Origin of the sequence: Flavobacterium sp. (assembly GCF_035760125.1) — a bacterium.
Lineage (GTDB): Bacteria > Bacteroidota > Bacteroidia > Flavobacteriales > Flavobacteriaceae > Flavobacterium.
The window spans coordinates 1-23,099 of sequence record NZ_DASTTN010000012.1; the positions used below are offsets into that span (position 1 = coordinate 1).

Sequence of the window (23,099 nt, forward strand, 5' to 3'; positions counted from 1 at the left end):
GAAGCGATGTCAACCCGCCAACTGTGCCTAAAGCCAAAGGGATCTCCAACCAAAAACTAAAAATTCCGTTTTCTATTTTGGCATGAGACAAACTCGAGTAATGTCCTTTTCTTGAGGCATAGGCATGAATTCCTGCTTCTACAGCTCTAAAGTCGTTTCCGGTTGCGAGAACAACAGCGTCAATTCCGTTCATGATTCCTTTGTTGTGCGTTACGGCACGATATGGTTCCACTTCGGCAATTTGGACAGCTTGAACAAATTTGGCTGCAAATTCATGAGGATATTCAATATGTTTTTCGGCTAAATCTTCAATAGGACAAGAAACTTCGGCACGAACTATGCAATCTGGAACATAGTTGGAAAGAATACTCATAACTATTTGTATGCTTTTTTCTTCTTCGGTAAACATCTCAAAAGCTAGTGCCTCTTCTTTTAATGTTTTAGCAAATTGTTCCAAACAAGAGTTGATAAAATTGGCTCCCATGCTGTCTTTGGTTTCAAAAGTTGCATGCAGTTGATGATAATTTGGCAATAAACTGGTTTTGTTTTTTAGAATAATATCTAAAATACCGCCACCACGTTTTTGCATGTTTTTGGTAATATTTTCGGTTGTTGCAAACAATTTAGATTTTAATTGAGCAAAGAATAACGTTAGTTTGGATTCGTCTCCTTTGTAAATGAAATGAACCTGACCAATTTTTTCGGTACTAATAACGGTTGCTTTGAAACCACCTCGAGTAGACCAAAATTTTGCTGCTTTGGAAGCTGCTGCAACAACTGAGCTTTCTTCAATAGCCATCGGAATTGTGCTGTATTTTCCATTAATCAGAAAATTGGGAGCAACACCCAGAGGAATGTAAAAATTAGTTATCGTATTTTCTATGAATTCATCGTGTAGTTTTTGAATTTTTTCGTCAGAATTCCAATAGTTTTTAAGTAGTGCTATGGCTTCACTTGGAGTTGAAAAATAGTGATTGGCAATCCAGTTTATTTTTTCTTCTTTGGATAATTTAGAAAATCCAGCAACAGCGTTGTTCATAGGTATAAATTATAGCTTTATGAACGCAAAGATACACATTCCATATTTATTGCTTTTTTCAAAATGAATCTGTATTTCAAATCCGATTATTTTTTTTACAGGATTGACTTTTTGATGTTAAATCGAATGGGTGTTATATGAGAAAAAGTTTTATTTTCATTATAAAATTTTGAATACTACAAAATCAATGGGAAGAATGATTGTGCTTTGTTTGGTTTTTAGAATAATATTCACTGAAATTGTTAAAAATATTTTTTTATAACATTTAACAAAGCAAAAGTGTTTTATTTATAAAATTTTCACTAAAATTGTCGCTTTTATAACTTAATCCATATTATGTAATGGGTATGACATTAAATAGGTGCAAATACTAATTATGATGTACAAATTACATATTCCAAAAGAAAACAAATATTACCTAAAATATGAATTCGAATAAGATTACTGGCTTACTTTTCTTTTTGTGTGTTACTGTATTTGGACAACAAAAAATTACCGTTGATGAAATTTATACAGGTGCTTTTCGTGCCAAAGGGATGGATGAATTGCAATCAATGAAAAATACCAATCAATACACGGTATTAAACTCTGACAGAGCAACTAGAAGTATGCAAATCGATCTTTATGATTTTGCAACTTTAAAAAAAGTGTCAAACCTAATTGATACTAAAAATTTCAAAGAACTTGCAGACGGTATTGATAGTTATACATTCGATGATTCTGAGAAAGAGATATTAATTGCTTGTCATTCAAACAAAATTTTCCGTCACTCTTTTACAGCAGATTATTTTTTATATGACATTGCTACTAAAACCCTGACAAAACTTTTTGATTTCAAGGTTCAAGAGCCTACTTTTTCTCCTGATGGTACTAAAATTGCTTATGCCAAAGAAAACAATTTATATGTTTATGACGTAGCTTCAAAAAAATCAACGGCTGTTACTACTGATGGAAAAAAGAATGCTGTAATTAATGGTATTACGGATTGGGTTTATGAAGAGGAATTTGCTTTTGTTCGTGCTTTTGATTGGAGCAAAGACAGTAAAAAGTTAGCCTATATCCGTTTTGATGAAAGTGCAGTGCCAGAATTTTCAATGTCGATTTTTCAAAAAAGTTTATATCCAACAATCGAGACTTTCAAATATCCTAAAGCGGGAGAAAAAAATTCATTAGTCTCATTGCATTTATATAATATAGATTCTAAGGCTTTGATAAATGTGGATTTAGGAAAATATAATGATTTTTATATTCCAAGAATAGAATGGACTAATGATGCCAATGTTTTATCTGCCAAAATAGTAAATCGTCATCAGGATAATTTAGATTTGTTATTTGTTGATGGTAGCACTGGCGCTTCCAAAGTTGTCCTTAATGAAACTGAAAAAGGTTATATTGATTTTATTGATACAGACAACTTAACTTTTCTAAAAGATAATAGCTTTATTTGGACAAGTGAAAAAGACGGTTTCAACCACATTTATCTTTATGATAAAACTGGAAAACTAAAAAATCAAGTTACTAAAGGAAACTGGGAGGTTACTTCATACTATGGTTTCGATGAAAAAACAAAAACTATTTTCTATCAATCTACTGAAAATGGTTCAATCAACAGAGATGTTTATCGCATAGGATTAGACGGAAAAAATAAAGTTCGTTTATCTAAAAATACTGGAACAAATGCAGCGACTTTTAGTCCTAATTTCCAATTCTTTATTGATACTTTCTCTAGCGCTTCTCAGGCTACGACCTATACTTTAAACGAGTCAAAAACAGGGAAAGAAATTCAGGTTATCGAAAACAATCAGGCCCTTGCAACAAAATTAGGAGGATATAATTTGCCGTCTAAAGAGTTTTTTGTTTTAAAAACAGCTAAAGGAAACGAACTTAATGCCTGGATGATTAAACCGAAAGATTTTGATGCTTCAAAAAAATATCCTGTTTTTATGTATCAATATTCTGGGCCAGGATCACAACAGGTAAATAACGAGTGGAATTCTGCAGATGACTATTGGTTTATGATGTTAGCACAACAAGGATATATTGTTGCCTGTGTTGACGGTCGTGGAACAGGTTTTAAAGGTGCTGATTTCAAGAAAGTTACCCAGCTGCAATTGGGGAAATACGAAGTTGAAGATCAAATCGATGCTGCAAAAGTAATAGGGTCTTATCCTTATGTAGATGCTTCTAGAATTGGTATTTTTGGTTGGTCTTATGGTGGTTTTATGGCATCTAACTGTATTTTTCAAGGAGCCGATGTTTTCAAAATGGCAATTGCAGTGGCACCAGTAACCAACTGGCGTTTTTATGACAGTATTTACACAGAAAGATATATGCAAACTCCACAAGAGAACGCAAGCGGATATGATAATAATTCACCAATTAATCATGTAGATAAATTAAAAGGAAAATTCCTTCTGATTCATGGTTCTGGGGACGATAATGTTCATGTGCAAAATTCTATGCAAATGATGGAAGCTTTAATTCAATCAAATAAACAATTTGATTCTCAAATATACCCAGATAAAAGTCACGGTATAAGTGGAGGAAAAACAAGAATTCAATTGTTTACCAAAATGACTAATTTTATTAAAGAAAATTTATAAACCAAATCACAATATAAATACCAAAAACAAAAATGACAGAAACTCAAACGAAATCAGCACATCCAAAAGGACTTTGGGTGTTATTTGGAACCGAAATGTGGGAACGGTTCAACTTTTATGGAATGCGGGCTCTATTAACCTTATTTTTGGTAAACTCTTTGTTGATGAAAGAGGAAGAAGCTTCATTAATCTATGGAGGTTTTCTTGGTCTTTGTTATTTAACTCCTATGCTTGGGGGTTTTGTTGCCGATCGTTTTTTAGGAAACAGAAATTGTATTCTATTAGGAGGGCTGCTAATGGGAATTGGACAACTGTTATTGTTTACCAGCGGAAGTATTTTTGACGCTAATTTAGGTTTAGCAAAATCGATCATGTATTGTGGATTGGCAGTTATTGTTTTTGGTAACGGATTTTTCAAGCCAAATATTTCAAGTATGGTGGGAAGTTTGTATCCTAAACAAGAAAAAACAAAATTAGATACAGCTTTTACAATCTTTTATATGGGAATCAATATTGGGGCCTTTTTAGGTCAGTCAATTTGCCCATTATTAGGAGATGTTGTCGATACTGGAGGTGTGAGAGATGTTCATGCTTTTAAATGGGGATTCTTGGCAGCTTCGATAGCAATGTTTTTGGGAACAATTCTTTTTTATGTTTTAAAAAATAAATATGTTGTATCTCCAGAAGGAAGGCCATTAGGAGGTTTGCCGTCTAAAAATATTGCATCTGATTTTGAAGAAGGAGAAGCTCAAACAGCTAATTTTTCTAGAAAATCTTTAATTGCTGCAGGTATTTCATTTTTGATTTTAGGTGTAGTCGTTCACTATGTTTTTGATCAAAATTTAATTTACACTTTAATCTATTCAAGTGGATTGGCATTGGCGGGTTTAATTATTTCAGATTCGTCTTTAACTAAAATTGAAAGAGACAGGATTATTGTAATCTACATTGTTTCTTTCTTTATCATTTTCTTCTGGGCTGCTTTTGAGCAGGCAGGTTCATCATTGACTTTTATTGCTAATAACCAAACCGATAGAAATTTCTTTGGATGGCAGATGCCACCTTCGATGGTACAGATTTTTAACGGAATGTTTGTTGTTTTTCTTGCTGTTCCGTTCAGTGTATTGTGGGATTTTTTAAGATCAAAAAGCAAAGAACCTATATCGCCAGTAAAATTAGCAATGGGCTTAGTACTGATTACTATAAGTTTCTTTATGATTGCTACTCAAGTTTCATATATTGGAACTTCAGGTTTGTTATTAGTAAAGTGGCTTATCTTATTGTACTTTTTAAACACTTGTGCAGAGTTGTGTTTATCACCAATAGGATTGTCATTAGTTGGTAAATTATCTCCAAAGCGTTTTGCTTCTTTATTATATGGAGTGTTTTTTCTGTCAAATGCATCAGGTTATGCTTTAGGTGGAACGTTAGGTTCTATTTTGCCAGCTACAGGTGATAAATTTAATAAAGCGAAAGAGCTAGGGATTGATTTACAAGCTGTATTGGATAAGAAAGTTACGCTTACTGCAGAACAAGCACAATTATTAGATGCCAATCAAATCATGGATCATAATCCAATTTTTGTTGGTTTTGAAATTCATAATTTGTACGAATTTTTTATGGTATTCGTTGTATTGACAGGTATTGCGGCAATTATTTTATTTGCATTAACGCCATTTTTGAAAAAAATGATGCACGGTGTTAGATAATTCATTAAAATAAAAATAAACTAAAAACATCATCTTTTTGATTCAATCAAGGAGATGATGTTTTTTATTTACATATTTAAAAAATAAAATTAATAATGGAACAAAATTTAAGTCTAGAACAAATACAAAATTTTAAAGGTAAGTATCCAAAGCAATTGTGGTATTTGTTTTTAGTTGAAATGTGGGAACGTTTTTGTTTCTACGGAATGAGAGGTGTTTTGGCATTTTTCATGGTAGATCAATTAGGTTTACTTGAAGGAAAAGCAAATCTTCAATATGGAGCTATTCAGGCTTTTGTATATGCTTTTACTTTTATAGGAGGAATCTTTGCAGATAAAATTTTAGGTTTTAAAAAATCCTTGCTTTTTGGAGGAATTATTATGATTTTAGGGAACTTGCTTATTGCAGCTTCTCCACACGATTTCTTTTATTACGGAATAACTTTGTCAATTATTGGAACTGGTTTTTTTAAACCAAACGTATCTTCAATGGTAGGGGAATTATATCATGAAAGTGATGGACGCAGAGATGCTGGTTACGGACTTTTTTATGCGGGAATCAATATTGGTGGAATGCTTGGAGGTGCTATTCCTATTTACTTAGGGAAAAATTATTCATGGAATTTATGTTTTCTTTCTGCTGCAATTGTTATGATTATTGGTCTTGTAACATTTCTTTTGACCAAAAAACATTTAGCTCCAATTGGAAATTCTCCTTTAGAAGATCAAACACCTAAAAAAAGGATTACATCCGAAATTGCAGTTTATTTAGGTTCAATTGTGGTGATTCCATTCGTGTATATAATGGTTATAAATTCTGATTTTACAGACTATTTTATGTATACTATAGGGGTAATTGCAGTAGGTTATTTTTTATTCGAATTATTGAGAATTAAAGACAGAAATCAACAATATAAATTATTGGCAGCTTTCATTTTTATCTTCGGATATTTTATGTTTATGGCAATTTCTGAACAATCTGGTGGATCTTTGTCATTATTTGCAAAAGATAATTTATCAAGCAAATTATTGTTTTTTAATATTGATCCAAATGTGGTTAACAATAGTATCAATTCATTGTATGTTATTATTTTCAGCCCCTTGATTGGTCTGTTATGGATTTTTCTTTACAAAAGAAAAATTGAGCCTAATACCGTTATTAAATTTGGACTCTCATTTATATTATTAGCTGCTGGTTTCTTTGTTTTTTATAGCGCCAGATTTTTTGTAGATGAAAAACATTTAAGTTCTTTAAATGTTTTTGCTTTGGGATATTTGATTTATACGCTAGGAGAATTGTGTATTGGTCCAATTGGAATGTCTGTAATTACTAAATTATCTCCTAAAAGATTGTTCGGAATGATGATGGGATTATGGTTTCTTTCAAGTGCTTTTGGACAATTGGCAGCAGGAAAACTTGGTTCAGAAATGTCAAATGCAAATACGGGAACTACCTTAATGTCTAAGCTTATTGCATATACCGATGGTTACTATCAATTGGCATTATATTCTCTTATTGCTGGTGTTGTTTTAATTATATCAACACCTTTGATAAAAAAATTAATGCAAGAAGTGAAGTAGCAGACAAATTTTGGTGTTATTTTTGTTTAAATTTGTAAATAAGAAATCAATTAGAGAGTAAACTGAAAGAAGATTTAGGTTTTTGTATCCTCTATTTCACTCAAAAAAAATAAATATAGCAAATGAAAAAAGTATTTTTGATAACATTATTTTTAATCGGAGCTGTTGCAACGCAAGCTCAGGAATTAAAATGGTACACAGATGTTAAAGAAGCCATCAAAGTTTCGAATAAAGAGAAAAAACCATTGATGTTATTCTTTACGGGAAGTGATTGGTGTGGTTGGTGTATTCGTTTGCAAAATGAAGTGCTCAAAACACCTGAATTCAGTAAATGGGCTAATGAAAGTGTTATACTGGTTGAATTGGATTATCCTAGAAGAACGGCTCAATCTGATGAAATTAAAAAACAGAATAACGAATTGCAACAAGCATTTGGGATTCAGGGATTTCCAACTGTTTATTTTGCCAAGGCAACTGTAAATAAAGAGGGGAAAGTGAACTTTGAAGGTTTGGGTAATACAGGTTATGTAGCTGGTGGTCCAACTGCATGGTTAGCAGTTGCTGATCCTTTTGTGAAAAATGCTTCTATGGCTCCTGAGCCAAAATCAAAAACAAAAACAAAATCTAAAAAAGCATAAGGATTACAATTAATTAATTTTATAGAATCCCTTTTCACTCGTTGCGTGAAAAGGGATTTTTTGTTGGGAACAAGTCGTTTTCCATCTTTTCTGAAGCGATTTGTAATTGGATGCGTCGGTAACAACCATTTTGGGTTTTACGGTTTGCAAGAGTCTGTCAAAATTGATTTTTGGCGATTGGGTGATTATTAAAATATCTGGTTTAATCGTCTTCGGATATACTTTAGAACTGTCAATCAACAGTATTTTGTTTCCTTTAAAATATATCAGATTATTCAGTTTATGTTTTTCTTTCAATGTACTAAAGTTGGCCGTGAGATAAGAAGCTAGCACTTTATTGGCTTTGGTGTTTTTCAAAATGCTATCATTAGCAAATAGCATTGCATTAGCTCCATTTCGTTCTACGAGTTGCGTGTTTTTTGAGGTATTTAGGACAAGAAATTCGGTTTGATTTTGAACTTCCCATTTTGTTGCAATTGCAGATAATTGGAATGTAGCAATGGCTATTAATACCCAAACTAAGTTTTTAAAATGCTTTTGTTGGAATGCGATAATTGTCGTGATAATTACCAAATAACTGCTGAATAAAAGGGGTGTGTTTAAAGGAATGTCCTTGATGATGAATTGTTCCAATGAGGCAATCCAGCCAATTATTTTATCCAAATAATAAATGCTTATTTCCAAAATTTTTGCGGGATAAAATGGAACCCAGTTGAAAGCTGCAAAAACCATTACCAGACATCCAACTCCCATAATAATACTTAGGAACGGAATCACAATGATGTTCGTAACAAAGAACAATCCCGGAAATTGATGAAAGTAATAAATGCTTAGAGGTAAAGTGCCAATTTGCGCCGCAAACGAAACGGTCAATATATCCCAAAAGTAGCTGAGGATTTTGTTTTTGGGATGCCAAAGGTTTGACAAAAGAGGCTGTAGCCAAACGATGAAAAACAATGCTACATAACTCAACTGAAAACCGACATCGAATAAAAATGAAGGTTGAAACAGTAAAATAAGTAAAATAGATACAAGAAGTGTGTGATAAATATTGACACTTCTTCTCAAATATTGTCCAATTGTAACAAAGGAAAACATGGTTATGGAGCGGACTACAGAAGGTGCCAGTCCAGCCAGAATTCCAAACAAGAATAAGCAGGCGAGTATAATCAACAGCTTAATGAAAGTGCCTTTTTTTGTATTTGAAAAAGGTTTTAGCAGAAAAGTAACAAACAGTAATATAAACCCAATGTGCAATCCCGAAACGGATAAGATATGCACTGCACCTGCATATTGATAGTCCTGAATAGTTTCAGAGTCAATATCTTGTTGTTGTCCCATTATCAGTGCTACTGCAACGTTTAGTTCTTTGTTACTGAAATTGCTTTTCTCTAAATTTTGGATAATCTGGGTTCTTAATTTCGCTGTATAATACCAAATGTCTTTGTCAATTTCAGAATTGACTTGTATTTCATTTGGTTCCGCATAGAGTTGGGCATAGATTTGTTTGTTTTCAAGGTATTTCTGGTAAGCGAATTGATTGGGATTCTTTTGGCTTGTATTTTTATATAAAAGTGCATTGATTTTTAATTGACTGCCAACGGCAAAAGAATACCTTGTGCTGTCTTTGCTAATGTTAAGCAGAATTCGGCCAGTTGCTTTTTCATTATCAATTGAATTTAGCAGGGCAATATAGCGTTCGTTGAAAGCAGAGGATTTTAATTTTTCCCTTAATGTGAGCGTGAAAGTGTGGTTCTTCTGAAAGATATTTTTGTAATGGGTGTAGTTGCTTTGTTGGTTGGAATCGGTGTGGACGGTTTGTGTTGTGATACCAATGGAAAAGGCTAAAAGATAAGTTGCTATGCCAAAACGCAGTTGGGATTTTGTGTTTGTTTTGCTTGAATAATATTTTTTGATAAAAATAATAGCGGTTGCAGCAAGAAAAACAAATACAATCGGGGGGATAGGTTTTAGGAAATAGGCGAGCAGTATGCCCGCGATAAAGGCTATCGTAATTCTTGCGAGTGGGAATTGGAATACTTTCATATTACCAAAGTACAAATATTTTGTAAGAAATTAAATCTTTTTTTATTTGCGTGACCTGAGTTCAATTAATACTATAGAATACTCCTTCGTAGTAAGCAACAATCAGTAATCAGTCCGAAGCTTGTTCGATTTATAAAAGGCGTTTTTTGCGTGAGGGATAGGAGCAAGCTACCAAAGTAGCGCGGAGAGCCCGACAGCATAAAGGAAAGGAGCCGACTCACCGTTGCGATGAGTTGGCTCCTTTTCTTTATGGTGGCACGCCCAAATAGTTATTGGGCTGAGCTTAAAATTACTTTATGGAATCAACAATTAAATGTGCTGTTTTTTTGCTGGCACCTATTCCGCCAAGTTTTTCTTCCAATAAATCGTAGTTTTCAAGAAGTGTTTTGCGGTAATTGGGTTCCAAGATTTTGGTTAATTCTTCTCGAATGCGTTTGGTGGAGCAATCGTCCTGAATTAATTCGGTTACCACTTCTCTGTCCATGATTAGGTTGACGAGTGAAATGTATTTTAGGGTGATGATGCGTTTGGCGATTTGATAGGAAGCCCAACTGCCTTTGTAGCAAACGACTTCGGGAACTTTGAAAAGGGCGGTTTCGAGCGTGGCCGTTCCTGAGGTTACCAGAGCCGCGGTCGCGTTACGCAATAAAGCATACGTTTTGTTCGAAATAAATTTTATGTTTTCGCCAGAAATGAATTGTTGGTAAAACGATAATTCCTGACTTGGAGCTCCTGCAATTACAAATTGGTAATCTGGAAAATCCTTGACAACGCTTAACATTACCGACAGCATTTTGCTGATTTCCTGTTTACGGCTACCAGGCAAAATAGCGATAATGGGTTTCTCCGATAATTGATTTTCTGTTCTGAAAGCATTGGTGTCAATATTTGCTTGGTTGTGGATGGCATCAATCAACGGATGGCCGACAAATTCAACCGGAAATTTATGTTTGACTTCGTAAAAATCTTTTTCGAAAGGCAAAATCACGTACATTTTGTCTATATCGTGCTTGATGGTTGTGATTCGGTTTTCTTTCCACGCCCAGATTTGAGGTGAAATATAGTAATGATTTTTATAACCGACTTGTTTCGCCCATTTGGCAATTCGCATATTAAAGCCGGGATAGTCAATGTAAATGATAACGTCCGGATTGAATTGCGTAATGTCGTTTTTGCAAATAGTGATGTTGTTTAAAATGGTTTTCAGATTAAAAACTACTTCAACAAAACCCATAAAAGCCAAATCACGATAGTGTTTTACCAAAGTTCCACCTACATTTTGCATCAAATCACCACCCCAAAAACGGATGTCGGCATTTGGGTCTTCTTCGTAGAGCGCTTTCATCAAATTGGAACCGTGCAAATCCCCCGAAGCTTCTCCTGCAATAATATAGTATTTCATTTTGTGTGTTTTTTGGATGAACAAAGATAATATTTTAGATGCTAAGATTCTGAGATACTATGTTGCTGAGATAAAGCAGATTTTTTAAAAAAATTAGAATCTTAGTAATTTAGTGACTCAACAACTTTAAAGAAATAAAGTAACAATAGTAAGCATGATAACTGCCAAAACGACACCTCTTGCCATGATTTCTTTATTCAATTTTAATAAAATTCCGAAGGCGATTAAATCCATTATAGAACCTAGGGTGACAATTTTTCCGAGATGGCCTTCGTTTTTCATGGATTGGATTCCAGCTATAAAATCTGAGTGAACAATAAGCGTGATGTAGAGGAACATTCCCAAGAGGGAAGCTAAAATTCCCATTATGAATCCGATAAGTAAGTCTATTTTATTCATTTCTTTATTCATTCCAATCTCTTTTGGTTAAGTTTTGTATTGCGTGATGTGCGGTTAGGTCAAATTGTACAGGAACGATAGAAACAAATCCATTTTTTAGCGCCCATTCATCAGTGTCTTCGCCTTTGTCTTGATTGATAAATTCTCCGGTAAGCCAATAGTAATCTCGACCCTGTGGGGTTTGTCGTTTGTCGAACTTTTCAGTCCAAAGGGCATTCGCTTGACGACAAATTTTGATTCCTTTGATTTCTTTTTCTTTTAATTTTGGGAAATTCACATTCAAAATAACACCTTCAGGAAGCTTATTTTTTAAGACCTCGAGCGTAATGGTTTTGATGTATGATTTGATTGGTTCAAAATCGGCATTCCAATCGTAATCCAATAAAGAGAAACCAATAGCTTGAATACCTTCTATACCAGCTTCTACGGCGGCACTCATCGTTCCGGAATAAATGACATTTATGGATGAGTTGGAGCCATGGTTAATGCCTGATACACAAAGATCTGGTTTTCGTTTTAAAATTTCGTGTACGGCTATTTTAACACAATCTACGGGGGTTCCAGAGCAACTGTATTCAATAATTGCATCCATGTCTTTTGAAATTTTATTGAGATATAAAGTGTCGTTTATGGTAATGGCGTGACCCATGGCGCTTTGGGGTTTATCTGGAGCGACGATAACAACATCTCCTATTGTTGCCATTACTTCGATCAAAGCTCTTATTCCTGGAGCCGAAACTCCATCGTCATTCGTTATTAGTATTAAAGGCCTTTCATTTTTCATTTTAATGCTGTTAAAAATATATAAATTTTCATAAATTTTGACTTCAGAAACAAATGTACTAACACAAAATCTTATATTGCGAACAAATAAAATATATTTTTTGGCCAACTTTTTTAAAAGTAAAAAAATCTATTTTATACCTTTAACAAAAAATTATGTAGATATCTAGGGGGTTGGCATAGTTTTTAATGTAACTTAGATAAAAAAAATTGATGAATTCTATTATTAGCTTTATGAAAAGAAATTATAAAATACTCATAGCTGTGGTATGCCTTTCGGCTACCTTATTTGCCTTTAATATTAATTCAAAAAAATCAGTAGATCCAGAAAGAGATAAATTGCTTTTGGAACTGTTAACATTTGTAATTGAAAAAGGACATTATAATCCTGCGGTTATAGATGATAACTTTTCAAAAGGGGTTTACAAAGATTATATAGCTGCATTAGATCCGTCTAAACGTTTCTTTCTGCAATCGGATATTAATGAGTTTTCCAAATTCGAATTGGAATTGGACGATCAACTGATTAATAAAGATTTGACTTTCTTTAACCTTACTTATGATCGTTTGATGCTTCGTATGGAAGAAAGTAAAAAAATATTTAAGGACATTTTAGGAAAGCCGTTTGACTATAGTGTTGATGAGGATTTTAATGTAGATTACGATAAAGCTCCTTATTCTAAAAACAGTACAGAATTGAAGGAGAAATGGAGAAAACAAATTAAATTATCTACTCTTTCGTCTTTTACAGATAAGAAAAAAATGGAAGAGGATAAGAAATTGAAAGATCCTAATTACGTAATGAAAACGGATGCAGTTCTCGATGTTGAAACTAGAGAAAGCTCTTTGAATTCATTAAATGAGTCCTTTGGATTTATGAATGATTTAAAAAGAGATGACTGGTTTACATTGTATATCAACTCAATTATGTCGCGTTTTGATCCACACACCACTTATTTTGCTCCTGAAGAAAAAGAAAGATTTGATGTGAGTATGAGTGGTAAGCTTGAAGGTATTGGTGCCAGATTGCAAAAGAAAAATGATTATACTGAAATTTCAGAATTAATCTCAGGTGGACCGGCTTGGAGAGGAAAGCAATTGGAAGCTGGAGATTTGGTGATGAAAGTAGCTCAAGGTAATGGCGTTCCTGTTGATGTGGTGGGAATGCGTTTGGATGATGTAGTTAAAAAAATTAAGGGACCAAAAGGTTCTGAAGTTCGTCTTACTGTGAAAAAAGTTGACGGAACTATTCAAGTAATTTCCATCATAAGAGATATTGTTGAGATTGAAGAAACCTATGCCAAGTCTAGTGTGGTTGATAAAAACGGTTTGAAATACGGAGTTATTTATTTACCTAAATTTTATATCGACTTTGAAAATAAAGACGGAAGAGATGCCGGTAAAGATATTGCTCTAGAAGTGGATCGTTTGAAAAAAGCGGGAGTGAAAGGTATTGTTCTTGATGTACGTGATGATGGTGGTGGATCTTTATCGACTGTTGTAGATATTGCAGGTTTGTTTATTGAGCAAGGACCTATCGTTCAAATAAAATCAGCTGGTAAGAAAAAGGAAATCTTGTATGATACCGATAAGAAAATTGAATGGGATGGACCATTGGTAATTATGGTGAATGAGTTTTCAGCTTCTGCTTCAGAGATTTTGGCTGCGGCTATCCAAGATTACAAAAGAGGAATTATCATTGGAAGCAAGCAAACCTATGGTAAAGGAACTGTTCAAAATGTAATTGATTTGAACCAATTTGTTCGTAATAGTTCTGCAGGTGATTTAGGTGCATTGAAAACAACTACTCAGAAATTTTATAGAATTAATGGTGGTTCAACTCAATTAGAAGGGGTAAGCAGTGATGTGGTTATGCCGGATCGTTACGCTTATTTAAAAATGGGAGAGCGTGATGAAGAAAATGCAATGCCATGGGATAAAATTGATCCAGCCCCTTATTCTGTTTGGACTAATACTTCAAAATTTGATCAGGCTATTGTTAACAGTAAAAAGAGAATTGAAAATAATGTTCAATTTAAATTAATCGAAGAAAATGCTAAATGGATTGACAGCAGAAGTGCCGAAAATAATTATAGCTTGAATATAGATAAATTTAAAATTGCCCAAAATCAAATCGAAGAAACTGCCAAAAAGTTTAAACCAATTGTCGACTATAAAAATAGTTTAAAATTTACTTCATTGCCTTACGAATTAGAAGGAATCAGCAAAGATCCTGTTCTGAAAGAAAAAAGAGAGAGATGGCATGAAAGTCTATCGAAAGATATTTATGTTGAAGAAGCTTTAAATGTTTTGGATGATTTGCAACCAAAATCAATTGTAAAAACGAGTATTCCTGGAGATAAAAAAGGGAAGCTAGTTAAATCATAATTTTTAATAATTTTATAATAATAAGAAACGCTTCAATTTTTGAAGCGTTTTTTTTATGGATGAAAATAGAAAATGTTAAATAATGTAATAAACGGCTTTTCAGCCAATTAATTTTTTAAGTTAAAAAAACTAATTTATATCTTTAGCGAAATATTTTAGCTTTATGCAATGAACATGACAAAAAAAGATTGTAAATAACAACGCATATAAGTGAATTTATTGCATCCCGAGTTCTATCGGGAGATCAAAAATAACCCGCCCCAAATGAAAAGAAATTATAAAAAACTCATAGCTGTAATATGCCTTTCGGCTACATTATTTGCTTTTACAATTAATTCAAATAAAACGGCTGATCCGGATAAAGATAAGTTGTTATTGGAATTATTGATGTTTGTAATAAAGAAAGGACATTATAATCCTGTGGCCATTGATGATAATTTTTCAAAAGGAGTTTACAAAGAGTATATAGAAGCTTTGGATCCTTCCAAACGTTTTTTCCTGCAGTCCGATATAAATGAGTTTTCTAGATACCAATTAGAGTTGGATGAGCAGTTAAAGGACAAAGATTTGACTTTTTTTAATCTTACTTATGATCGCTTGATGCTTCGTATGGAAGAAGGGAATAAAATATTCAAAGAGGTATTAAGTATTCCTTTTGATTATAAAAGTGAAGAGGAATTTAATGTGGATTATGAAAAAGCTCCTTATGCTAAAAACAATACTGAGCTGAAAGATAAATGGAGGAAACAAATTAAGTTATCTACGCTTTCTTCCTTAACTGAAAAGCAGAAATCAGAAGAAGATAAGAAAATTAAAGATCCTACTTATGTTGTAAAATCAGAAGCTGTGTTGGAAAAAGAAACAAGAGAAAGTTCAATGAAATCATTGAATGAGTCTTTTGGGTCTATGAATGAATTAAAAAGGGAAGATTGGTTTACATTGTATATCAATTCTATTATGTCTCAATTTGATCCACATACTACTTATTTTGCTCCAGATGAAAAAGAAAAATTTGATGTAAGTATAAGCGGTAAATTTGAAGGTATTGGCGCTCAGTTACAAAAGAAAAACGATTACATTGAAGTTTTAGAACTTATTTCTGGAGGACCAGCGTGGAGAGGAAAACAATTGGAAAAAGGAGATTTAATTTTTAAAGTAGCTCAATCTAATGGTGTTGCTGTAGATATAGTAGGAATGCGTTTGGCGGATGTTATAAAAAAAATAAAAGGTCCAAAAGGTTCTGAAGTTCGTCTTACAGTAAAAAAAACAGATGGTACGATACAAATTATTCCAATCATTAGAGATATAGTTGAGATTGAAGAAACCTATGTAAAATCAAGTGTTGTTGAGAAAAACGGTTTGAAATATGGGGTTATTTATTTGCCTAAATTTTATGTTGATTTTGAAAACAAAGATGGAAAAGGAAGGGATGCGGCTAAAGATATGGCTCAAGAAGTGGATCGTTTGAAAAAAGCCGGTGTAAAAGGTATTGTTCTTGATGTACGTGATGACGGAGGAGGTTCTTTGGAGGCAGTTGTAAATATTGCAGGTTTGTTTATAGAAGAAGGGCCAATTGTTCAGGTTAAATCAGCTATAAAAAAAGAAATTCTGTATGATACCGATAAGAAGATAGGATGGGATGGTCCGTTGGTAATTATGGTAAATGAATTTTCTGCTTCGGCTTCAGAAATCTTGGCGGCCGCTATGCAGGATTATAAAAGAGGAATTATCATTGGAAGCAAGCAAACCTATGGTAAAGGAACTGTTCAAAGAGTAATCGATCTGAATCAATATATTGGGAAAAGTGCATTCGGGGATTTAGGAGCTTTAAAAACAACTATTCAAAAATTCTACAGAATTAATGGTGGTTCAACACAATTAGAAGGAGTAAGCAGTGATGTGGTTATGCCGGATCGTTATGCTTATTTAAAAATGGGAGAACGTGATGAAGCTCATCCATTGTCATGGGATAAAATTGATCCTGCTCCTTATACAGTTTGGAATAATGCTTCAAAATTTGATCAAGCCATTGTCAACAGTAAAAAGAGAATTGTAAATAATGTTCAATTTAAATTAATCGAAGAAAATGCTAAATGGATTGACAGCAGAAATGCCGAAAATAATTATAGCTTAAATATAGATAAATTTAAAACAGAACAGAATCAAATTGAAGAAACGTCTAAAAAGTTTAAACCAATTGTTGATTATAAAAATAATTTGAAGTTCATTTCATTGCCATACGAATTAGTAGGAATAAGTAAAGATCCTGTTCTAAAAGAGAAGAGAGAAAGATGGCATGAAAGTTTGTCAAAAGACATTTACGTGGAAGAAGCTTTAAATGTTTTGGATGATTTGCAGCCAAAATCAATTGTGAAAACCAATTTTCGTATTGATAAAAAAGAAAAACTAGTTAAAAAATAAAAAATAATCTTTTAAAGAGAAAAAGTAGGCTGTCTGTATTTTTTAGGCAGCCTACTTTTTTTTTGTGGTCTATGCAGATTAAGGAATTTAACGATTGCTATGAGATTAATGTGGTTTTTGTTTTAAATAATTAAATATATGTAGTGTCATATTGTACAAATATTTGAATTAGAAAAACCCAAAGTAATATTTTAAAAATGGTTCACTAAATTCTGTTGCCAAAAATAAATTTTATCTATTTTTACATCTTTGGATGTATATAAATATTAAAAACGCAATACCGTAATGCACATAGCTATAGCAGGAAACATAGGTTCAGGAAAGACAACATTAACCCGTTTGTTAGCCAAACATTTTAAATGGGAACCGCATTTTGAAGAAGTAGTTGACAATCCTTACTTAGATGATTTTTACCATCAGATGGAACGTTGGTCGTTTAATTTGCAAATCTATTTCTTGAATAGTCGTTTTCGTCAGGTAATGCAAATCCGTGAAAGTGGTAAAAAAATAATTCAGGATAGAACTATTTATGAAGACGCCCATATTTTTGCACCCAATCTTTATGCAATGGGATTGATGACGCATCGTGATTTTGAAAACTATTCTTCTCTTTTTGAATTAATGGAATCTCTTGTCAAAGCACCAGATTTATTAATCTATTTAAGAAGCTCTATTCCGAATTTAGTTGGGCAAATTCATAAACGTGGACGCGAATATGAAAACACAATCTCTATTGACTATTTAAGCCGTCTTAACGAGCGTTATGAAGCTTGGGTACATACCTATAACAAAGGTAAAATTATGATTATCGATGTAGATAGCATTAATTTTGTTGATAATCCTGAAGACTTAGGAAGTATCATCAACCGTATTGATGCTGAGTTGAATGGGTTGTTTTAAAAAATAAATCTTCATTTAAAAAAAACTCTTATTAATTTATTTTATACCTTTGTTTATCAGTACTTTGTGTGTGAAAAAGTATTGAAATTTTATTCCCAAAGTTTATCATATCTACTGATACTATTCTAATTTATTGGTTTTTCTTAATTATTTAACTTTAATCTAGGAAACCATGAAAATTGATTATTTTAAAAGAAAATTTGCCTGTTTGCTTTTAGGCTTTCTGATTGCTCTCCAAAGTTGTGTAGCTTATAAAGATGCCTCTTCAACTTTAGATGAAGCAGTTGCTACTAATTGCAAAGTTTTAGTTGTTAAAACTGATGGTACAGTATTTAAACTTATTAAGGTTGAACAAATTGATGGGATATATTACGGCAGTATAAAAACAAAAAAGGGTATTGAAAAAATACAATTGAACGAAAGTGATTTAAAAAGAATAAGTGTTTTGGACAAAACGGCATCAACATGGGGAACTATTGGAATCATCGTTGGTTCCTTAGGAATCGTGCTTTTAATAGTTGGAAGTCTTGTAGTGGATGATATGGATATAGGTTTAGCCTACTGATTTTTTAAATATTTATCAAAAAGGCATCAAGTTAGACAGAAATATTTAGACGAAAAAACAATCCCTAATAACAAAAAATGCCTCGAAATTTAGAGGCATTTTTAACATAATTGAATTAGATTTGTGCTGCTTCCAGTGTCTTTGATTAGTGGTTTTTTGCTAATGTCACTCTAAATAAAGAAATAATACTGGAGGGAATCAAATAATTGCAAAAGCAATTTATTTATTAAAAATTGCGCTGTATTCACTTGTTTTGTAGTAGTTATTCCATTTTTGATTCAAGGAAACTATTGAGACTCTGTTTCTGTTTTTGTTAAATTTTATCTCAGTATGAAATAAAACTATTTGTCCTCCGTTTTTAATTAATCATTTTAGAACCCAAATCTTTAATTAAAAACACAGGAATTATGAAAAAATTTAGATTGCATGCCCTAGGAATTTTCACAATGGCATTAATGAGCTTATCTCTTTTTAGTTGTAATGATACTGATGATCAAAACAATAATCAAGTAACATCACGGCTTATGGTAAAAATGACAGATGCTCCCGGCGATTATGACGAAGTAAATATAGAGGTACTTGATGTAATGATTAAAGGAAGTTCTGATTCAGGAGATAATGGCTGGATAAGTATTGGAGATAAAACCCAAGTAGGAGAAGGGAAAATTTATGATTTATTAAAATTGACTGGAGGAACGAACATTATGCTGACTGACAGTTTGATTCCTTCAGGTCACTTAGGACAAATCAGATTAGTTCTTGGAGATAATAACACCGTTGTTGTTGATGGACAATCTTTTGATTTAACTACACCAAGTGGTCAACAGTCAGGATTGAAATTAGATGTTAATCAAACCTTGACAGGTGGAACAACATATGAATTCCTATTGGATTTTGATGTGAATAAATCTATTGTTGATACAGGAAATTCGAAGTATATCCTAAAACCTGTTATTCGAGTGTCAACATCGGAGGCATCAGGTGTAATCAAAGGAATTGTAAGCCCGGCAGTTGACTATCAAGTTTTAGCATCTGTTCAACAAGGTGAGCAAATTTTTTCGGCATTTGTAACAATGGATGATAAAGATGGCGATGCTACTGATGGTGACGGAGCTTTCCAAATAAACGGAATACCATCTGGAACATATACGTTAACATTGACACCTGACCCAACTTCAGGAAAAGTTCCAATAACAGTTGCTAATGTAATTGTGGCCAATGGAAAAACAACAGATGTTGGAAATATTACTTTCCCTTAATACCAAATATTTAAATTCTGAATAGTAGGTCCGAATCGATCAGTTTAGATTTAACACAAAAAAATGCCTCGAAATTTCGAGGCATTTTTTTGTGTTACAATCAATAGGGTCAATGTTATTGTAAAGCTTCTACTTTTGCTTTAACTTCTTCTAGAGAACCTTCAAAAACTTGAACGTTTTCTTCACCATTTTCTGAAGTCATCACAGTTGCTTTCGCTTTTCCATCTTTGTTTATTAGTTGAACTTTTACTTCTTTTTTGATCTCTCCTTTTTTGGCACAGCATGCTTTTCCTTTTGGAGCAATAAATTTTCCGTCTTTGTCATAATGAGACAAACACATTTCTTTTTGTTCAGGAGTGCATTTTAGACTGTCACACATTTTTGCACATTCTTCTTTGGTCATTTTTGCGCATTTCGACATGTCGCATTTTCCCATCATCATTGCCCCTTCTTTCATGTGGCATTCTTTCATCCAAATTTCTTTCTTTTCAGGACAAGTACTTTTTGCGTCAATTGTACTGCTTCCGTTTCCTAAAATAGGTGCCATAACTAGACCAATCAAACATGTTAATTTGATTAAAATATTCATCGATGGTCCAGAAGTATCTTTGAATGGATCTCCAACAGTATCACCGGTAACTGCTGCCTTGTGAGCATCTGATCCTTTATAAGTCATCTCACCATTAATCATCACTCCTGCTTCAAATGATTTTTTAGCATTATCCCAAGCACCTCCGGCATTGTTTTGAAAAACAGCCCAAAGCACTCCTGAAACAGTAACTCCAGCCATATAACCACCTAACATTTCAGCAATTAATTGATTGTTATCTCCGTATACTAATTTTCCTAAAAGTACAATTGCAATTGGAAAACCAATAGTTAAAATACCTGGTAGCATCATTTCGCGTAAAGCTGCTTTAGTTGAGATATCAACACATTTGGCATATTCCGGTTTTCCGGTTCCTTCCATAATTCCCGGAATTTCTTTGAATTGACGGCGTACTTCGTATACCATGTCCATCGCCGCTTTTCCTACTGAATTCATCGCCAAAGCCGAGAAAACCACGGGTATCATTCCACCAACAAAAAGCATCGCTAAAACTGGCGCTTTGAAAATATTAATTCCGTCAATTCCAGTAAAAGTTACATAAGCAGCAAATAAAGCCAAAGAAGTCAAAGCTGCTGAAGCAATTGCAAAACCTTTACCTGTAGCCGCTGTTGTATTTCCAACAGAATCCAAAATATCGGTTCTGGTACGAACTTCTTTTGGTAATTCGCTCATTTCGGCAATTCCACCTGCATTGTCAGATATAGGTCCGAATGCATCGATAGCCAATTGCATTGCAGTAGTTGCCATCATTGCTGAAGCTGCTAATGCTACTCCATAAAATCCTGCTAAAGCATAAGATGACCAAATCGCTGCTGCAAATAACAATACGGTTGGGAAAGTAGAAATCATTCCTGTAGCGAGACCTGCAATTACGTTTGTTCCTGCACCAGTACTTGATTTTTGAACAATCGCCATTACTGGTTTTGTTCCTAAACCTGTATAATATTCGGTTACCGATGAAATAGCTCCACCAACAACTAATCCAATAAGTGTAGCATAAAACACGCGCATCGATGAAATATCCATTGATCCTTCGCCAAAGAAAGTCATACTCATCGTTTTTGGTAACATATATTGTACCAAGAAGAAACAAGTGATAGCAGTTAAAACAATAGAAACCCAGTTTCCAATATTTAATGCTTTTTGAACTTGTGCTTCTTTTGCATTTTCATCTGTAATTTTAACTAGCATCGTTCCAATTATTGAAAACAAAATTCCAAAACCTGCAATTGCCATAGGTAATAAAATAGGTCCTATTCCGCCAAAAGCATCTTGAATGTTTCCGCCCATATCTTTGATAACATAATTTCCCAGAACCATGGCAGCCAAAACTGTTGCTACATACGATCCAAACAAATCGGCACCCATTCCGGCAACGTCACCTACATTGTCTCCCACATTATCAGCAATTGTTGCAGGATTACGAGGGTCATCTTCAGGAATACCAGCTTCTACTTTACCAACTAAATCAGCTCCTACATCGGCCGCTTTGGTATAAATTCCTCCGCCCACGCGTGCAAACAAAGCGATAGATTCAGCTCCTAAAGAAAATCCCGCCAATGTTTCTAGAACAACTGTCATATCTTCTGTAGAAGACCAATGCCCGTTCATAAATACCTGGAAGAAAATAATAAAAAAACCGGTCAACCCTAAAACAGCTAAACCGGCTACACCTAATCCCATTACAGTTCCACCGCCAAAAGAAACTTTCAAGGCTTGTGGTAAGCTCGTACGAGCAGCTTGAGTAGTTCTTACATTGGTTTTTGTTGCTATTTTCATTCCCATATTTCCTGCCAGTGCTGAGAAAAATGCACCAAATATAAATGCAACTACTATTAATATATTTGTTTTAACTCCAGGAATAAAAGTAATACTTGCTAATACAACACTTGCTATTAATACAAAGACAGCCAATAATCGATATTCTGCCTTTAAGAAAGCCAAAGCCCCTTCATATATGTGATCTGATATCTCTTTCATTTTACCATCTCCAGAATCCTGCTTTAACACCCACGATCTTTTGATAGCCATAAAAATAAGCCCTATTATTGCCATAAAAATTGGCACATAAATCATAATTGAATTCATAAATATTCTTTTTGGTTTGTTAGTATAAAATTTTAATCGATAGCAATTTAAACAAAAAAAGCAACACTCTTTGAGGAGTATTGCTTTTTTTATAAAATTTGGAGGCTAAAATTATTTAATACTAAATAATCCAGCTGGTTTATTTTCTATTTGATCGAAACGTTCTGTACATTCTTTAATAATGGCATACGCTTCATTTACATCACCCCAACCTTCAACATCTACTTGTTTGTTTTCAAGGTCTTTGTAAACTTGGAAGAAATGCTCGATTTCTTTCAATAAGTGTGGATTGATATCAGAAAGATTTTCTAATGAATTCCAAATTGGATCTGAAACCGGTACACAGATTACTTTTTCGTCTGGTCCTTTATCATCTGCCATGTGGAAAACACCAATAGGTTTTACTTCCATTACGCAACCAGGGAAAGTAGGCTCGTTTACCAATACCAAAACGTCTAATGGGTCACCATCTAAAGCTAAAGTTTCAGGAATGAAACCATAATCAGCTGGATACATCATAGAAGAGAATAACATTCTATCAAAACGCATTCTTTTTATGGCAAAATCATACTCGTATTTATTTCTACTTCCTCTTGGTATTTCAATTAATACATCAAAAGTTTTTAATTTGTCTGCAGTCATTATTCTTTTATCTTTTCTTAATTTATT

16 protein-coding genes are annotated in these 23,099 nt (G+C 33.4%); 9 read left to right on the forward strand and 7 right to left on the reverse strand.

Translation table 11 applies throughout. The features are described from left to right. Positions 1-1,039: hydroxymethylglutaryl-CoA reductase (locus VFS71_RS00420; RefSeq protein ID WP_326398687.1), on the reverse strand; the 1,039-nt coding region annotated here is incomplete at its 3' end. Positions 1,040-1,464: 425 nt separating this feature from the next. Between VFS71_RS00420 and VFS71_RS00425 the strand changes: the two genes are divergently transcribed. The 4 genes from VFS71_RS00425 to VFS71_RS00440 all read left to right on the forward strand — a co-directional run bounded on the left by VFS71_RS00425 (position 1,465) and on the right by VFS71_RS00440 (position 7,569). Beyond that, the gene (locus VFS71_RS00425; RefSeq protein ID WP_326398688.1) at positions 1,465-3,642 is read left to right on the forward strand and encodes a S9 family peptidase; all 2,178 of its coding nucleotides are present in this window, start codon (positions 1,465-1,467) and stop codon (positions 3,640-3,642) included. Between the two features lie 32 nt (positions 3,643-3,674). Then, positions 3,675-5,351 carry a peptide MFS transporter gene (locus VFS71_RS00430; protein ID WP_326398689.1) on the forward strand — a complete coding sequence of 559 codons (1,677 nt, stop codon included), beginning with the start codon at positions 3,675-3,677 and terminating at the stop codon, positions 5,349-5,351. A 95-nt stretch (positions 5,352-5,446) separates the two neighbouring features. After that, entirely contained in the window at positions 5,447-6,931 is a 1,485-nt protein-coding gene (locus tag VFS71_RS00435) for a peptide MFS transporter (protein WP_326398690.1), read from the forward strand. A gap of 122 nt (positions 6,932-7,053) precedes the next feature. Continuing rightward, on the forward strand, positions 7,054-7,569 hold the full coding sequence (locus VFS71_RS00440; protein ID WP_326398691.1) for a thioredoxin family protein: 516 nt from the start codon (positions 7,054-7,056) through the stop codon (positions 7,567-7,569). Positions 7,570-7,578: 9 nt separating this feature from the next. Here VFS71_RS00440 and VFS71_RS00445 read toward each other — a convergent pair whose 3' ends face one another. From VFS71_RS00445 to surE, 4 genes are all read right to left on the reverse strand, one after another. Continuing rightward, positions 7,579-9,615, reverse strand: coding sequence for a ComEC/Rec2 family competence protein (locus VFS71_RS00445; RefSeq protein ID WP_326398693.1), 2,037 nt, complete (start codon positions 9,613-9,615; stop codon positions 7,579-7,581). Between the two features lie 289 nt (positions 9,616-9,904). Continuing rightward, positions 9,905-11,017, reverse strand: a complete 1,113-nt coding sequence (gene lpxB, locus VFS71_RS00450) for a lipid-A-disaccharide synthase (protein ID WP_326398695.1) — start codon at positions 11,015-11,017, stop codon at positions 9,905-9,907. Positions 11,018-11,143: 126 nt separating this feature from the next. Beyond that, complete coding sequence (locus VFS71_RS00455; RefSeq protein ID WP_326398696.1) at positions 11,144-11,428, reverse strand: hypothetical protein; 285 nt, start codon at positions 11,426-11,428, stop codon at positions 11,144-11,146. After that, positions 11,421-12,200 (reverse strand): 5'/3'-nucleotidase SurE, encoded by a 780-nt coding sequence (gene surE / locus VFS71_RS00460; protein ID WP_326398698.1) that lies wholly within the window; start codon positions 12,198-12,200, stop codon positions 11,421-11,423. Before surE ends, VFS71_RS00455 begins: the two co-directional genes overlap by 8 nt. A 212-nt stretch (positions 12,201-12,412) precedes the next feature. Here surE and VFS71_RS00465 point away from each other — a divergent pair, with 212 nt between their 5' ends. The 5 genes from VFS71_RS00465 to VFS71_RS00485 all read left to right on the forward strand — a co-directional run bounded on the left by VFS71_RS00465 (position 12,413) and on the right by VFS71_RS00485 (position 19,732). Then, the gene (locus VFS71_RS00465; RefSeq protein ID WP_326398699.1) at positions 12,413-14,587 is read left to right on the forward strand and encodes a carboxy terminal-processing peptidase; all 2,175 of its coding nucleotides are present in this window, start codon (positions 12,413-12,415) and stop codon (positions 14,585-14,587) included. A gap of 264 nt (positions 14,588-14,851) precedes the next feature. Further along, positions 14,852-17,008: a carboxy terminal-processing peptidase gene (locus tag VFS71_RS00470; RefSeq protein WP_326398700.1), complete on the forward strand. Its 2,157-nt coding sequence runs from the start codon at positions 14,852-14,854 to the stop codon at positions 17,006-17,008. A gap of 285 nt (positions 17,009-17,293) precedes the next feature. Beyond that, positions 17,294-17,908 (forward strand): deoxynucleoside kinase, encoded by a 615-nt coding sequence (locus VFS71_RS00475; protein ID WP_326398701.1) that lies wholly within the window; start codon positions 17,294-17,296, stop codon positions 17,906-17,908. A gap of 172 nt (positions 17,909-18,080) precedes the next feature. Beyond that, positions 18,081-18,473, forward strand: coding sequence for a hypothetical protein (locus VFS71_RS00480; protein WP_326398702.1), 393 nt, complete (start codon positions 18,081-18,083; stop codon positions 18,471-18,473). Positions 18,474-18,880: 407 nt separating this feature from the next. Then, on the forward strand, positions 18,881-19,732 hold the full coding sequence (locus tag VFS71_RS00485; protein ID WP_326398703.1) for a DUF4382 domain-containing protein: 852 nt from the start codon (positions 18,881-18,883) through the stop codon (positions 19,730-19,732). Between the two features lie 115 nt (positions 19,733-19,847). On the opposite strand, the gene VFS71_RS00490 is transcribed toward VFS71_RS00485, so the two are convergent. Together VFS71_RS00490 and VFS71_RS00495 are read right to left on the reverse strand one after the other, a co-directional pair. Beyond that, entirely contained in the window at positions 19,848-22,430 is a 2,583-nt protein-coding gene (locus tag VFS71_RS00490; RefSeq protein WP_326398704.1) for a sodium-translocating pyrophosphatase, read from the reverse strand. Positions 22,431-22,541: 111 nt separating this feature from the next. Continuing rightward, positions 22,542-23,072: an inorganic diphosphatase gene (locus tag VFS71_RS00495; RefSeq protein ID WP_116796977.1), complete on the reverse strand. Its 531-nt coding sequence runs from the start codon at positions 23,070-23,072 to the stop codon at positions 22,542-22,544. Between the last annotated feature and the right edge of the window lie 27 nt (positions 23,073-23,099).